This is a genomic window from Nocardia sp. NPDC049707, from assembly GCF_040674855.1.
Lineage (GTDB): Bacteria > Actinomycetota > Actinomycetes > Mycobacteriales > Mycobacteriaceae > Nocardia.
Map to the genome: position 1 here is coordinate 1 of NZ_JBFANN010000011.1, position 13,090 is coordinate 13,090.

General features: G+C 65.2%; 13 protein-coding genes. 7 read left to right on the top strand and 6 right to left on the bottom strand.

The window, feature by feature from the left end:
- Window positions 1-182: 182 nt before the first annotated feature.
- From AB0J29_RS12820 to AB0J29_RS12835, 4 genes are all read right to left on the bottom strand, one after another.
- Window positions 183-1,697: a histidine kinase N-terminal domain-containing protein gene (locus AB0J29_RS12820; RefSeq protein WP_364783874.1), complete on the bottom strand. Its 1,515-nt coding sequence runs from the start codon at window positions 1,695-1,697 to the stop codon at window positions 183-185.
- Between the two features lie 24 nt (window positions 1,698-1,721).
- Window positions 1,722-1,937: a biotin/lipoyl-binding carrier protein gene (locus tag AB0J29_RS12825; protein WP_364783877.1), complete on the bottom strand. Its 216-nt coding sequence runs from the start codon at window positions 1,935-1,937 to the stop codon at window positions 1,722-1,724.
- 272 nt (window positions 1,938-2,209) lie between these two features.
- Complete coding sequence (gene rsrA / locus AB0J29_RS12830; protein ID WP_364493890.1) at window positions 2,210-2,470, bottom strand: mycothiol system anti-sigma-R factor; 261 nt, start codon at window positions 2,468-2,470, stop codon at window positions 2,210-2,212.
- Window positions 2,471-2,490: 20 nt separating this feature from the next.
- The gene (locus tag AB0J29_RS12835) at window positions 2,491-3,132 is read right to left on the bottom strand and encodes a sigma-70 family RNA polymerase sigma factor (RefSeq protein ID WP_364783880.1); all 642 of its coding nucleotides are present in this window, start codon (window positions 3,130-3,132) and stop codon (window positions 2,491-2,493) included.
- 366 nt (window positions 3,133-3,498) lie between these two features.
- Here AB0J29_RS12835 and ybaK point away from each other — a divergent pair, with 366 nt between their 5' ends.
- Both ybaK and AB0J29_RS12845 read left to right on the top strand, forming a co-directional pair.
- A complete protein-coding gene (ybaK, locus tag AB0J29_RS12840) occupies window positions 3,499-3,993 on the top strand; it encodes a Cys-tRNA(Pro) deacylase (protein WP_364783882.1) in 495 nt (164 codons plus the stop codon).
- Between the two features lie 74 nt (window positions 3,994-4,067).
- Window positions 4,068-4,370 (top strand): hypothetical protein, encoded by a 303-nt coding sequence (locus AB0J29_RS12845; protein WP_364783884.1) that lies wholly within the window; start codon window positions 4,068-4,070, stop codon window positions 4,368-4,370.
- 24 nt (window positions 4,371-4,394) lie between these two features.
- Here AB0J29_RS12845 and AB0J29_RS12850 read toward each other — a convergent pair whose 3' ends face one another.
- Window positions 4,395-5,186: an SOS response-associated peptidase gene (locus AB0J29_RS12850; RefSeq protein WP_364783887.1), complete on the bottom strand. Its 792-nt coding sequence runs from the start codon at window positions 5,184-5,186 to the stop codon at window positions 4,395-4,397.
- Between the two features lie 132 nt (window positions 5,187-5,318).
- Between AB0J29_RS12850 and AB0J29_RS12855 the strand changes: the two genes are divergently transcribed.
- From AB0J29_RS12855 to AB0J29_RS12875, 5 genes are all read left to right on the top strand, one after another.
- Window positions 5,319-6,827 carry an aldehyde dehydrogenase family protein gene (locus AB0J29_RS12855; RefSeq protein WP_364783890.1) on the top strand — a complete coding sequence of 503 codons (1,509 nt, stop codon included), beginning with the start codon at window positions 5,319-5,321 and terminating at the stop codon, window positions 6,825-6,827.
- Window positions 6,828-6,935: 108 nt separating this feature from the next.
- Window positions 6,936-8,246 (top strand): 3-phosphoshikimate 1-carboxyvinyltransferase, encoded by a 1,311-nt coding sequence (gene aroA / locus AB0J29_RS12860; protein ID WP_364783893.1) that lies wholly within the window; start codon window positions 6,936-6,938, stop codon window positions 8,244-8,246.
- A complete protein-coding gene (gene rsgA, locus AB0J29_RS12865; protein ID WP_364784291.1) occupies window positions 8,243-9,244 on the top strand; it encodes a ribosome small subunit-dependent GTPase A in 1,002 nt (333 codons plus the stop codon). The genes aroA and rsgA overlap by 4 nt, the downstream gene beginning before the upstream one ends.
- Window positions 9,245-9,298: 54 nt before the next feature.
- Entirely contained in the window at window positions 9,299-9,577 is a 279-nt protein-coding gene (locus tag AB0J29_RS12870; protein WP_364783896.1) for a type II toxin-antitoxin system Phd/YefM family antitoxin, read from the top strand.
- Window positions 9,574-9,840 (top strand): type II toxin-antitoxin system RelE/ParE family toxin, encoded by a 267-nt coding sequence (locus tag AB0J29_RS12875; RefSeq protein WP_364783899.1) that lies wholly within the window; start codon window positions 9,574-9,576, stop codon window positions 9,838-9,840. Before AB0J29_RS12870 ends, AB0J29_RS12875 begins: the two co-directional genes overlap by 4 nt.
- 63 nt (window positions 9,841-9,903) lie before the next feature.
- Here AB0J29_RS12875 and secA read toward each other — a convergent pair whose 3' ends face one another.
- Entirely contained in the window at window positions 9,904-12,732 is a 2,829-nt protein-coding gene (gene secA, locus AB0J29_RS12880) for a preprotein translocase subunit SecA (RefSeq protein WP_364783902.1), read from the bottom strand.
- Window positions 12,733-13,090 lie beyond the last annotated feature (358 nt).

The following is a 13,090-nucleotide window of genomic DNA, read 5'->3' on the forward strand; positions in this document are numbered from 1 at the left end:
GACGCGACCATCGATGCGGCGCAGTCCGCGCACGCCCGCGATCGACGCGTCGAGACTCGCGCCTACGGCGCATGCGCTTCGACGACTCGGACGCGAGACGGGCCGCGAACGGTCGCTCGTAAGACTCGCTCCGTTGTGGGTGCATGGAGGCTGAATCTTATTGCTTGCCAGGCAAATTTGACTCAGCGCCCTGAGCGACGACCCAATGGGACTCGCAACACGGCATCGGTGCCGATGTCGGCGCCGGGGTGCAGGCCGATGGAACCGCCGAGTTCCGCGGTGACCAGGGTGCGCACGATCTGCAGGCCGAGGCGGTCGGAGGATTCCAGGCTGAAACCCGGTGGCAGGCCCCGGCCGTCATCGCTGATGATCACGTCCAGCCAACGCGCCGAACGCTCGGAACGGATTGTCACCGTGCCGTTTTCGCCGGAATCGAAGGCGTGCTCGATGGCGTTCTGCACCAGTTCGGTCAGCACCATCACCAGTGGGGTCGCGCGTTCGGCGGAGAACACACCGAGCGAACCAGCCCGGCGCACTTTGATTCTCGCGGTGTGCACGGTCGCGACATCGGCCATGATCGGCAGTAACCGGTCCACCACCTCGTCGAGATCGACCTCTTCGTCCACCGACATGGACAGCATTTCGTGCACCGAGGCGATCGAGGTGACCCGGCGCACCGATTCGGTCAGTGCGACCTGCGCCTCCTCATTCTCGGTGCGCCGCGCCTGCAACCGCAGCAGCGCGGCCACGGTCTGCAGATTGTTCTTCACCCGGTGGTGGATCTCACGGATGGTCGCGTCCTTGCTGAGCAGTGCGCGGTCGCGGCGCTTGACCTCGGTGACGTCACGGACCAGCACCGCGGCCCCGGCCAGCTCGCCGTGCGGGCGCAGCACCAGAGTGCGCAGCAGCACGGTGGCGCCCCGCGCCTCGACCTCCATGCGACGCCCGGTCCGGCCGGCGAGAGCGGCCTGGATATCGCCGACGACCTCCTGGGCATCGAACGGATCGGTGATCAGCGACCGGGTGGTGACGGCCAGATCCTGACCGGCCAGATCCGACTGCAGCCCCATCCGGTGATACGCCGACAGCGCGTTCGGGCTGGCGTAGACGACGATGCCGTCGGTATCGAGCCGGATGAAGCCGTCGCCCGCGCGCGGGCTCGAGTGCGTCGCGGCGCGGTCCTCGGTGGTCGGGAAGGTGCCATCGGCGATCATCTGGCACAGATCGTCGGCGCAGGCGACATAGGCGATCTCCAGCGTGCTGCGCACCCGCGAACGCTGTAGATCGGTATCACGGCTGAGCACCGCGATGACATCGTCGCCGCAGCGCACCGGAATGGCCTCGCGGATGGCGTGCACCGGATGCGGATGGTAGACACCCTCGGCCTCGATGTCGCTGTCCGCGCGCACGATCTTGCCGGTCATCAGCGCGTCGAAGACCTGCGGATGATCGGCCTCCGAGGCGATACCGCCGACCCGATCCTCCAGGTGGACCGTCGGTGCGGTAGTCGGGCGGCACTGTGCGACGCAGACGATATCTGCGCCGTCGGCGATCGGCCCCGCACCGACCCACAGCAGCAGATCCGCGAACGACAGATCGGCGAGCAACTGCCAATCGCCGACCACCCGCTGTAGATGGTCCACGGCGACGCCAGGTAGGTCGGTATGTTCGGCCAGCAGCTCACTCAGTGTCGACATATTCGATCTACCCGCTTCAGAAAGTTAAGAGATGACGGCGATCAGGTGCCCGGCCTTGATCGCATCGCCCTCTTTGACGCCGATCGAGGTCACCGTGCCACCGCTTTCGGCCAGCACCGGGATCTCCATTTTCATCGACTCGAGGATAACCAGGGTGTCGCCCTCGTATACCTCGTCGCCCTCGGCAACAACGACCTGCTGCACGACCGACACCAGTTCCGAGAGCACTTCCTCCGCCATGACACCCCATCCACTCGTTCGGCCCGTATCCGCTGAAACTACAGCCAACCACACATGAAACAATGGCCTTCGATCAGAGTGCTCCCCGCAACCGCGGGGGTGATCCAGGAGGATACCGATGGGTAAGCGTGGCCGTAAGAAGCGCAGCCGCAAGGGAAGCGCGGCCAATCACGGCAAGCGTCCTAACGCCTGAGCCGTAGCAGCACGAAAAACACCGAGGGCCAGCATCTTCCGTAAGGAAGACCTGGCCCTCGTGTTTTCGGTATCCGGAACTACTCGGTGGTCTCGACCCGCGTCACTGTGACGGATCGGCGGATCTCCAGGGTCAGTCGATCGCGCAGCGAATCCGGTGCCCGGTCGCCGCCGCATTTGCGGCTCAGCAGGCTCTTGATCTTCTCCTCGATGCCGTAGGCCTCGATGCACGGCGAGCAGTGGTCCATATGGTGCTGCAGCCGAGCCCGGGTGGCGTCGTCACATTCACCGTCGAGCATGAGCCAGACATCTGCGAGCACAGCCGTGCAGTCCAACTCCATATCGGGGTCACGCTCCGTACTCACTGCTTGACCTCCTGGCGTTGCGCGCCGTTGCGGTTGAATCCACGTTCGCGCGCCACATCGGCGAGCAAACCCTTCAGCTGCTTGCGGCCGCGATGCAGCCGGGACATCACCGTACCGATGGGGGTACCCATGATGTCGGCGATTTCCTTATACGGGAAGCCCTCGACGTCGGCGTAGTACACCGCCATCCGGAACTCCTCCGGCAGCTCCTGCAGTGCGGCCTTGATGTCGTCGTCCGGCAGCGCGTCCAATGCCTCGACCTCGGCCGAACGTAGTCCGGTCGAAGTGTGCTCGGCGGTGGCGGCGAGCTGCCAGTCGGTGATCTCGTCGGTCGGATACTGCGCGGGCTGGCGCTGCTTCTTGCGGTAGGAGTTGATGTAGGTGTTGGTCAGGATCCGGTAGAGCCAGGCACGCAGATTGGTGCCTTCCTTGAAGGATTTGAAGCCCTGGAACGCCTTGACGTAGGTCTCCTGCACCAAATCCTCGGCATCGGCCGGATTCCGGGTCATGCGCAGCGCGGCACCGTAGAGCTGGTCGAGCAGGGGGAGCGCATCGCGCTCGAACCGCTGCACCAGCTCGGCATCGTCGACCGCGGCGCCGACCGCACCGCCGGTCACCACGTCATCGTCGCTCGTCACACCAATCCCTTCGATCGCCGTACCTGCCAAATCTACAGGCGCGGTCGAAACGAGTGGGAACTGAGCATCCCCCGCGGCGCTCTCGATGCGCCCGGAGGCGGTATCGGAGTGGAACCACGGAGGGCACCGATCGTGCCGCAAATCGGGCACAGTCGACGCCACCGGGCGTTCTTCGAGCAGAACAGGCACCGACCTCTCCTTTACGTGCTGTAGCCGTGCGGCTTCTGTATTCGCATGCAACATGTCCGGGCTCGGCTGTGTTCCCATAGCGAACTCCCCACCCCGAAAGACACGGTGCCGGCCATCGCTAGCGACCGCTGCAGGTCGCTCGAAAAGGTCAGCAGCATCGCCATTATGGTGACCGGCATGGCAGCAGCCTCCACCCCGGCGATCCGCACCCTGGCCAAGGCCGGTGTGGCCCATCACATCCACGCGTACAAGCACGATCCGCGCGCCGACTCCTATGGCACCGAGGCGGTCGACGCACTCGCCGCCGAGGTCGGGGTGACGGCGGCACAGATCTTCAAGACGCTGGTGATCGAATCGTCGACCGGCGCGCTCGCGGTCGCGGTGCTGCCGGTGCCCAATACCCTGTCGCTCAAGGCCGCCGCCGCGGCGCTCGGTGTGCCCAAGGCGTCCATGGCGGACAAGGCGAAGGCCGAGCGAATCACCGGTTACGTACTCGGCGGCATCTCCCCGCTGGGCCAGCGCAAACTGCTGCCCACCGTGGTCGATGCCTCGGCATTGGCCTGGGATCGCATGCTGTGCAGTGCGGGGCGGCGCGGTCTGGAGATCGAACTGGCACCAGCGGATCTGGTCCGGCTCACCAATGCGGTAACCGCACCAGTCACATCCGTATAATTCCGCACCAAACCAGCAACATTTGTGCGTTACTGAACGGGCCATGATCGTCCGACTCGAGGATGTGATGCGAAATGTCGGCTTGTCAGCGTTTGCGCACCATGATCATCGTTGCGTTCGGAGCTCTACTGCTGCTCGCACCGACGGCCACCGCCGCACCGGGCGGTCCCCTGGCGACCGAGGTCGGCGACTTCTCATTCAACGCGCAGGTCAGCGACGATGCACCGAAGCGGAACGGCACCCCGAAGCAGGATGAAAGGGCCGACAAGGCCGAGAAGTTGGGCGGCGGTGTCGTGAGCAAGATCATCGACCTGGCCGGCAGCATTGCCAAATGCGTGCTGAATATCGCGACACCCAGCGTGAAGTGCCAACTCTGAGTTATCCGATGACCGGCCGGGCGATTACAGCAAGCTGATCTGCCCGGCCTTTTCCGTATCGGCCGGAATATCCAACGGCGCCAACAACTCCGGACCGTTATTGCGCACGCTGTTGACCAGCGACGACACCGGACGCGCCACAATGCCTGCCACCGATTCGGCGCTCGGTGTCTCCAGCAGGGTGGCCGGGGCCGGATGATCCGGATCCAGCCAGGCTGCCCAATGCTCCTGCGGCATGGGCAGCGGCATCCGGTCATGGATGCGGGTGAGCTCGCCGACGGCGTCGGTGGTCAGGATGGTGCACGACAGCAGCGGTTCGCTCGCCTGTTGCGAACGGTCCCGCCATACCGACCACAATCCGGCCATATACAGCCGCGAGCCATCGGCATTCGACATGAAATACGGATGTTTCGCGACCTTGCCCTTGGCCCGGGCATCTGGTTCGACCAACCACTCGTACCAGCCGTCCATCGGGACCAGACAGCGGCGATACTTCACCGCATCCCGAAACGATGGCGTGGTCGCCGCCTTATCGGCGCGGGCATTGAACAGCGGTTTGCCCTTGACCGGTACACCCGGTTCGGCGGCCTTGGTCCAGACCGGGATCAGGCCCCAGCGCATCCGCCGAATGCGCAGTTCGGGGTCGTCATCCGGGTGATCGTGCGCATGCCGCTCCACCACTGTCAGCACCTGGGTGGTCGGCGCGACGTTGTAGTTGGCGAAACCGCCGTTGTTATCGGTCGAAGTCTCGTCGATGGCGTCCAGTTCGGCGGCGAGCCGACCGGGATCGGTAGTTGTCGCATATCTGCCGCACATATCTCGATACTTCCACGCGGTGCCGACAGACTCGGGAAGAATCGACGGCAGGGGTGAACTGGTGAGAGTTGTGACATAGCATCATCTCAAAGAATGGTCGTTAACTTATCTCGGCAAGAGGAGAGACCAACCGTGACAACCATCGAGACCACCCCAGCGGCGCCGGAGACGGCATTGAATTCGGTCGATCCGGCCACCGGAGAGGTCTTCGCCACCCATGCGATCGCGGATGCGGACACGGTGCGCGCCGCCGTCGCCAAGGCCCGCGCCGCGGCCCCCACTTGGGGTGGGCTCAGCTTCGACGAGCGGCGCAAACATCTGCTGCGCTGGTCGAGCCGGTTGGTCACGGACTCCGAAGAGTTCACCGCGCTGATCCACAAGGAGAACGGCAAACCACTCGACGACGCATTCCTGGAGTTGGTGCTCGCGCTCGAGCACATTGCCTGGGCGGCCAAGAACGCCAAGAAGGTGCTGTCGCCGAAGCGGATCGGCCCCGGCGCATTGATGGCGAACTTCTCCGCGCGATTGGAACAACGTCCGTTCGGCGTCATCGGTGTGATCGGCCCGTGGAACTACCCGGTCTACACCCCGAACGGCTCCATCGCCTACGCGCTGGCCGCAGGCAATACCGTGGTCTTCAAGCCGAGCGAATTTTCCACCGGCATCGGCAATTTCCTCTCCGATGCATTCAAGAAGGCCAATCCGGATCTGCCGGAAGGCGTCTTCGAAACCGTCAACGGTTACGGTGCGACCGGGGCCGCGCTGGTCCAAGCCGGTGTGGACAAGATCGCGTTCACCGGCTCCACCGCGACCGGCAAGAAGATCATGGCCGCGGCCGCCGAATCGCTGACGCCGGTACTGCTGGAATGCGGCGGTAAGGATGCGGTGATCGTCGCGGGCGATGCCGACGTCAAGGCCGCCGCCGATGCGGTCGCCTGGGGCGCCACCGCGAACAGCGGCCAAACCTGCGCCGGTGTGGAGCGGGTCTATGTGGACCGCTCGGTGCGCGACGATTTCGTCGCCGAGGTCAAGCGCATCCTGAAGGACGTCAAGCCGGGCTCGGGCCCCGATGCGGCCTACGGTCCGATGACCATGCCCGGCCAGATCGATATCGTGCGCCGCCATATCGATGACGCGCTGGAGAACGGCGGCACCGCGGTGCTCGGCGGGCCGGAGTCGGTCAAGGGACCGTTCATCGAGCCGGTCGTGCTGGTCGATGTGGACGAGAACTCCGAGGCCGTGGCCGAGGAGACCTTCGGCCCGACCGTCACCATTCGCACGGTGAACAGCGTCGACGAGGCGGTCGAACTGGCGAACAAGTCCAAGTACGGGCTGTCCTCGGCGGTCTACTCGAAGGAGAACGGCCTGGAGATCGCGCGCAGGCTGCGCGTCGGCGCCACCTCGGTGAACTCGGTGCTGGCCTTCGCCGCCATCGCCGGTCTGCCCTTCGGCGGTGTCGGCGATTCCGGAATCGGGCGCATCCACGGCGAGCCCGGTCTGCGTGAATTCGCCCGACCGCATTCGATCGCAGTCCAGCGCTTCACGATTCCCGGCATGGCACTGCTCAGCTACTCGCGCACCCAGTTCACCATGAAGCTGCTGCGTCGCCTGGTCCCCGTCCTGCACGGACGCCACAAGTAAAGCCGCTGGTCGCCGCATCGGTCGCGCGCGATCGGTGCGGCGGCTGTGACCTGTGAGGCGCGCGATTTCCGGCGGAGTTGGGCCACCCGCCGCGTGTCCGGGGGCGCGATGGGTGAAGATGGATGGGTGAGTTTCTGGCCAGCGCCCCATGTCGATGTCCCCGTGCACGCGACCGTGACCCTGCCCGGATCGAAATCGATCACGAATCGGGCCTTGATCCTGGCCGCGCTCGCCGAGGGCCCATCGACCATTTCCGGCGCGCTGCGCAGCCGCGATACCGAACTCATGATCGGCGCCCTGCGCGCACTGGGTGTGCGAATCGAGGGCGACGCCGAAACGCTGACCGTGACACCGGCCCCACTGCATGGCGGCACCGTCGACTGCGGCTTGGCCGGGACCGTCATGCGCTTCCTGCCGCCGGTCGCGGCCCTGGCCACCGGCGATGTCGCCTTCGATGGCGACGAGCAGGCCCGGGTTCGCCCACTCGGCACCATCCTGGAGGCACTGCGCCGGCTCGGCGCGGATATCGAGGGCAACGCACTGCCGTTCACGGTGCACGGTAAGGGTGCGCTGCGCGGCGGCGCGGTCACCATCGATGCTTCCGGCTCCTCCCAGTTCGTCTCCGGACTGCTGCTGTCGGCGGCCCGGTTCGACGAGGGCGTCGTGGTGCATCACAACGGCAAGGCACTGCCATCGATGCCGCATATCGAGATGACGGTGGAGATGCTGCGGCGTGCCGAGGTCGTCGTCGATGCACCCGCCGACAGCCGCAAGGCCCAGACCTGGACCGTCGCACCGGGTCCGATCCGCGCGGTGAACTGGGATGTGGAACCGGATCTTTCCAATGCCACGCCGTTCCTGGCCGCGGCCGCCATTACCGGCGGCGAGGTCCGTATTCCGCACTGGCCACGCCTGACCACCCAGCCCGGTGATGTGATCCGGGAGATCCTGGTCCGTATGGGCGCCGAGGTCACCCGATTCGATGGTGTGCTGACCGTGCACGGCCCGGAGCGTTTGGCCGGTATCGATATCGATCTGCACGATGTCGGCGAGTTGACCCCGACCGTGGCCGCCCTTGCGGCACTTGCGGATTCGCCGTCCCGGCTGCGCGGTATCGGACATCTGCGCGGTCACGAGACCGATCGGCTCGCGGCCCTGTCCACTGAGATCAACCGGCTCGGCGGCAATGTCACCGAAACCGAGGACGGACTCGAGATCACCCCGACCCCACTGCACGGCGGCAACTGGCATTCCTATGCCGACCACCGAATGGCAACGGCCGGTGCGATCCTCGGTCTGCAGGTGCCCGGCGTGGCCATCGAGGATATCGGCACCACGGCCAAGACGCTGCCCGGCTTCGTCGGCCTGTGGGAGCAGATGCTCGATCCCACGCTATCGGATCAGGGAGCGGCCCACTGAGACGCCCCAGAGGCAATGTTGCCAGCTACGACGAGTCCGATGTCCGGGTGCGCCCGGGCAAGTCGTCTCGTCCGCGCACGAAAACCCGTCCGCAGCACAATGATGCGGAATCGGCCATGGTCGTCTCGGTGGACCGCGGTCGCTGGGGTTGTGTGCTCGGCGGCGATCCGAACAAGCTGATCGTCGCCATGCGGGCCAGGGAGTTGGGCCGCACCCCGATCGTCGTCGGCGATCAGGTCGACGTGGTCGGCGATCTGTCCGGCAAACCCGACACCCTCGCCCGCATCGTCCGCGTCGGCGAACGGCGAACGGTCTTGCGACGCACCGCCGATGACACCGATCCCTTCGAACGGATTGTCGTCGGCAATGCCGAACAACTGTTCATCGTGGTTGCCCTCGCCGATCCGCCACCGCGTACCGGTTTCGTCGAACGCGCCATGGTCGCCGCGTATGCCGGTGGGCTGCAACCGATCCTGTGTTTGACCAAACACGATCTGGCCGCCGAATCCGAATTCGCGGCCGCCTTCGACGATCTCGACCTCACCATTATCTACGGCGGCATCGGCGACCCGGTCGAACCGGTCCTGGGCCGGCTCACCGACCGGCTCACCGCCTTCATCGGCCACTCCGGCGTCGGCAAATCCACGCTGGTGAATCGCCTTGTGCCCGAAGCGGATCGGGCCGTCGGCGAGGTCTCTGGTGTGGGCAAGGGCAAACACACCTCCACCCAATCCGTCGCCCTGCCGCTACCCCACGGCGGCTGGGTCATCGACACACCCGGTGTCCGTTCCTTCGGACTGGCCCACATCACGCCCGACGATGTGATCGCCGCCTTCACCGATCTGGCCGCCGCCATCGAAGATTGTCCGCGCGGCTGTACCCATCTCGGTCCGCCCGCCGATCCCGAATGCGCGCTGGATGCCTTGCCCGGCAAGGAACGCCGCGTCGCCGCCATCCGCCTGCTACTGACGGCCCTGAACTCCAACGAAGCCTGGTAGGTCCGCGTCGAACAGCGCGTCGGTGGTGTACACATTGCGGTGTACACTCCAGGTATGGAGGATCAGCTCAGCATCCGTGAGGCCCGCGCCCAACTACCCGCTGTTATCAATGCCGCCGTTCAGGACGGGCACGTGACTGTCATAACCCGCGCCGGGGAACCTGCGGCCGCCGTCATCCCGCTGTTCATGCTCGCCAAGCTCGAAGAGTGGGAAGACGAACAACTCGGGCGCATGGCCGATGAAGCGCTCGCCGAAGGCGGCGAACCGGAGCACATCACCCTCGGCCAGATGATGGATGAGATTCTTGATGCCGGCCATGCAGGCGCAGCGTGAAATACGAATTCCGCTGGACCCCAGCCGCGCGTCGCGCATTACGAAATATTCCACATCCTGATGCCATGCGCCTGCTGATCGCGCTCACGCTGCTGGGCGACGATCCGTATCGACGCGACGAGGTGGACGTGCGGGCCCTTACCGGCCGCCCGGGATTCCGGCTACGTGTTGGCAACTACCGCCTGGTTTACGAGGTCGATGACGGCAAGTTGATCATCCTCGTCATAACCGCCGGACACCGTCGCGACATCTACGAGCGCTAGGCATCGGGGCCGGACACTACGAAGGTGCCCATGAAGTTCATGGGCACCTTCGTAATTCGGTAATCAGTGGCGACGACGCGACTTCGGTGCGCGCTTGCCCTTCGACTCCGCGCGGGCGGCCTCACGGCGCTCACGGCGGGTGCTGCCATCGCCGTACTCATCGGCGTCACTGTGCACCGCGGCGTGGCCACCCTCGTCCGGACCCGAATAGTGGAAGCCGTTACTGGCCTGGGAATCGGCGATCCCCTTGGCACGTAACGCCGCCGGTGCGCCATTGGCGACCGGCGCCTCCTGGGTGGGCAGTGGACGCGGCGCGGTGGCGCCGACCGGCGAGCGCAGACCGGGATCGATCGCGACCCCCTCGGGCTGCGGCTGCTGCACCTCGACTTGCAGGTTGAACAGGAAGCCGACCGACTCCTCCTTCAGGCCATCGAGCATCGCGGCGAACATGTCGAAGCCCTCGCGCTGGTATTCGACCAGCGGGTCGCGCTGCGCCATGGCCCGCAGGCCGATGCCTTCCTTGAGGTAGTCCATCTCGTAGAGGTGCTCGCGCCACTTACGGTCCAGCACCGAAAGCAGCACCTGGCGTTCGAGATTGCGCATCGAACCATCGCCGGCCAGACCGTCGATCTGCTGTTCACGCTTCTCGTAGGCGTCGTGCGCGTCATCGAGCAGCGATTCGACCAGTTCGTCCTTGGTCAGGTCGCCCGCCTCGCCGACACCGGTCTCACCGGTCAGCTCCTTGTAGTCCAGGCTCACCGGGTACAGCGTCTTCAGCGCGGTCCACAGCTTGTCCAGATCCCAGTCCTCGACGTAGCCCTCGGCGGTGGCGCCGTCCGCATAGGCGGTGACCACATCGGTGATCATCTCCTGGACCTGTCCCTCCATATCCTCACCGCGCAGGATCCGGTTGCGCTCGCCGTAGATGACGGTGCGCTGCTGGTTCATCACCTCGTCGTACTTGAGCACGTTCTTGCGGATCTCGAAGTTCTGCTGCTCGACCTGGGTCTGCGCGCTCTTGATGGCCTTGGAGACCATCTTCGCCTCGATCGGCACATCGTCGGGCAGGTTGAGCCTGGTCATGATGGCCTCGAGCGCGGCGCCGTTGAACCGCCGCATCAACTCGTCGCCCAGCGACAGGTAGAACCGGGACTCACCCGGGTCACCCTGACGGCCGGAGCGACCACGCAGCTGGTTATCGATGCGCCGCGATTCGTGGCGCTCGGTGCCGAGCACGTACAGACCACCGGCCTCGCGGACCGCGTCGGCGTCCTCGGCGGTCTGCTCCTTGACCCGCTCCAGCGTGGGCAACCACGCGGCCTGGTACTCCTCCGGCGTCTCCACCGGATCCAGCCCCTCCCTGCGCAGGATGATGTCGGTGATGATGTCCGGGTTACCGCCGAGCACGACGTCGGTACCACGACCGGCCATATTCGTCGCGACCGTGACCGCGCCCGGCCGACCGGCCTCGGCGATGATCTCGGCTTCCTTCTCGTGGAACTTCGCGTTCAGCACGTTGTGCGCGATGCCACGCTTGGTGAACTGCTTGGACAGGTACTCCGAGCGCTCGACGCTGGTGGTACCGATCAGCACCGGCTGGCCCTTCTCGTGCCGTTCGGTGACATCGTCGACCACGGCCGCGAATTTCGCCTCTTCGGTCTTGTAGATCAGATCGGACTGATCCGCCCGGACCATCGGCCTATTCGTCGGGATCGGGACCACGCCGAGGCTGTAGATCTGGTGCAGCTCGGCGGCCTCGGTCTCGGCGGTACCGGTCATCCCGGAAAGCTTGTCGTAGAGGCGGAAGTAGTTCTGCAACGTGATCGTGGCCAGGGTCTGGTTCTCTGGCTGGATCTCGACGGCTTCCTTGGCCTCGATCGCCTGGTGCATGCCCTCGTTGTAGCGGCGCCCGACCAGGATGCGACCGGTGAATTCGTCGACGATGATGACCTCGCCGTCGCGGACGATGTAGTCCTTGTCCCGGTGGTAGAGCTCCTTGGCCTTGACGGCATTGTTCAGGTAGCTGACAAGCGGCGAATTGGCCGCCTCGTAGAGGTTGTCGATGCCGAGCTGATCTTCGACGAACTCCACACCCGCCTCGTGCACACCGATGGTGCGCTTCTTGATATCGACCTCATAGTGCAGGTCCTTCTTCAACAGCGGTGCGATGCGGGCGAATTCGGCGTACCACTTCGAGGAGGCGTCGGCCGGACCCGAGATGATCAGCGGGGTACGAGCCTCGTCGATGAGGATGGAGTCGACCTCGTCGACCACGGCGAAATTGTGCCCACGCTGGACCAGATCGTCCAGCGAGTGGGTCATATTGTCACGCAGGTAGTCGAAGCCGAATTCATTGTTGGTGCCGTAGGTGATGTCGGAGTTATAGGACTCGCGACGCTCGGCCGGGGTCATACCGGACAGGATCACGCCGACGCTCAGGCCGAGGAAGCGGTGCACGCGGCCCATCCACTCGGCATCGCGCTTGGCCAGGTAGTCGTTGACCGTGACCACGTGCACGCCGTTGCCGGAGATCGCGTTCAGGTAGGCGGGCAGTACACAGGTCAGGGTCTTGCCCTCACCGGTCTTCATCTCGGCGATATTGCCGAGGTGCAGTGCCGCGCCACCCATGATCTGCACCTTGTAGTGCTTCTGGTTCAGCACCCGCCAGGACGCCTCGCGGGCCACCGCGAACGCCTCGAGGAGCAGGTCGTCCAGCGTTTCGCCGTCCGCGTAGCGCTCCTTGAACTCGTCGGTCTTGGCACGCAGCTCGTGGTCGGTGAGCTCCTCGAACTCGGGCCCGAGCGCGAGGACCTCGTCCGCGAGGTGGGCGAGCCGCTTGACCGTGCGTCCCTCACCAATCCGTAGCAACCTCGTCAGTGTCAGCGCAGGCACGGGTCTCGTCAGTCCTCTGGTCGGTGTGTCAAATGTTCTGCCGTCCCCCGGGGCGGGCGGTGTGCACATGGCCCCCGCCGAGCATGGCGGAATCCGCAGCACGCTTCATGGTAATGCGGCACCCATGTTAGCCGTAGCGACTGCTCGCAGGTCGCTCGAAGGGCCGGTGCCGACGACCAGAGAAATAGCGCCACATCCGCCGCTACCCCGAGGCGGCAGCCGTTTTTTCTCACCGTACCCGTGTGTCGGCCGGCGGAGCGGGTGCGAATCCGATGGACCGGAACCTGTTTTAGCGCACGTGTCATACGATGTGAGTCGTTCGTCATTCCGGACGCCCAGAGCCCTGTTCACCAGGGAC